This is a genomic window from Pseudonocardia xishanensis (assembly GCF_039541715.1).
Taxonomy (GTDB): Bacteria; Actinomycetota; Actinomycetes; order Mycobacteriales; family Pseudonocardiaceae; genus Pseudonocardia; species Pseudonocardia xishanensis.
Genome location: NZ_BAABGT010000103.1, coordinates 1 through 1765 on the forward strand (window position 1 = coordinate 1; position 1765 = coordinate 1765).

The window sequence follows — 1765 nt, forward strand, 5'->3', positions numbered from 1 at the left end:
GGCCACAGCCAGAGCGCACCGCGGCCTACGGCATCCAACCCCATAACTGAACGGTATTGGCTCTAGCCCGAGTCCCGGGCGGGCCGTGCGCGGCCCGCCCGGGACTTGCTGAACGCTCGCTCAGTTCGGCAGGCTGTGCGCATGACACCGCAGTCGCCGATCGTCGGTCGTGGGATGAGCTTCAGCGACATCGTGGCTCGGTGGGCCCGTGTCACCCCGGGGGCCGAGTACCTGATCGACGCGGGCACCGGCGCCCGGCGCACCTACGCCGAGTCGGACGAGCGCATCACCCGGCTGGCGAACGCGCTGGACGTCCGGCCGGGTGACCGGGTGGCCGTCCTGGGCCTGAACAGCGCGGACCTGCTGGAGGCCTACATCGCGGCCATCCGGGCGGGCGCGCTCTGCGTGCCGGTCAACTTCCGGCTGGTCGCGGACGAGGTGGCCTACGCGCTCAGCGACTCGGGCGCCGTCGCCGTCGTCGTCGACGCGGCCCTGGCCCCGACCCTGGAGAAGGCCCGCGAGCAGGCGCCCGGGGTCCGGCAGGTGATCACGATCGGCGGGGACCTGGAGGAGGTGCTCGCCTGCGCGTCGGCGGAGTACCGCGAGCTGCCGAACTCCGACGACGACACCGCGCTGATCATGTACACCTCCGGGACCACCGGCCGCCCCAAGGGCGCGATGCTCAGCCACCGCAACATGTACCTGCACTCCTTCTCGAACATCTCCACCAACGGCGGACCCGGTGGGCCCGGGGTCGGGATGTCCGCGGCGCCCATGTTCCACATCGCCGGGACGTCCTTCGCGCACATCACGACCACCGCGGGCGGCACGCTCGTCATCCCCCGCTCGTCCGGCTTCGACCCGGTCGAGACCCTCGACCTGCTGGAGCACGAGAAGGTCACCAGCTGCTTCTGCGTCCCCGCGCAGTGGGCCGCGATCTGCGCGGTGCCGGGGATCGCCGAGCGCGACATGTCCGCCCTGACCCGGATCTCGTGGGGGGCGGCGCCCGCCTCGACGTCGCTGCTCCGGACGCTGATCGACAGCTTCCCGGGCGCCCTGGTCTCCACGGCGTTCGGGCAGACCGAGTGCAGCCCGGTCACCACCCTGCTGCGTGGCGAGGACTCCCTGCGCAAGATCGGCTCCATCGGGGTCCCGATGGCGACGGTCGAGGTCCGGGTCGTCGACGAGGAGATGAACGACGTGCCGCAGGGCCAGGTGGGCGAGATCGTCTACCGCGGCCCGCTGGTGATGAGCGGCTACTGGAACAAGCCCGAGGAGACCGCGGAGGCCTTTCGCGGTGGCTGGTTCCACTCCGGCGACCTGGTGCGCCAGGACGAGGACGGCTTCTACTACGTCGTCGACCGCAAGAAGGACATGATCATCTCGGGCGGCGAGAACATCTACTGCGCCGAGGTGGAGAACGTCCTGGCGGGCCATCCCGGGGTCGCGGACGTCGCGTTGATCGGCGTGCCGGACCCGAAGTGGGGCGAGACGCCACTGGCCGTCATCGTCCCCGCGGACCCCGCCGATCCGCCGACGGTCGAGTCCATCGAGGCCTACTGCCGCGAGCACCTCGCCGGGTACAAGCGCCCGCGCCGGATCGCGCTGATGGAGGCGTTGCCGCGCAACCCCTCCGGCAAGGTGCTCAAGACCGTTCTCCGGGAGCGGAACCGGGCCGGGTCCCTGGTGTCGGAGCCCGCCGTCTAGCTGTCCTACTTACGGAGGTTGGTGACGCGGTGGGCAGGGTGACACGCCCAGGCGAATG

At 71.0% G+C, this 1765-nt stretch carries 1 protein-coding gene; it reads left to right on the top strand.

The window, feature by feature from the left end; genetic code table 11:
• Positions 1-174 precede the first annotated feature (174 nt).
• A complete protein-coding gene (locus ABD993_RS31520; protein ID WP_345426488.1) occupies positions 175-1707 on the top strand; it encodes a long-chain-fatty-acid--CoA ligase in 1533 nt (510 codons plus the stop codon).
• Positions 1708-1765 lie beyond the last annotated feature (58 nt).

Bases quoted from the DNA above. Each gene is read 5' to 3' on its own strand.
- ABD993_RS31520 (WP_345426488.1), top strand. From the start codon at position 175: ATGAGCTTCAGCGACATCGTGGCTCGGTGGGCCCGTGTCACCCCGGGG.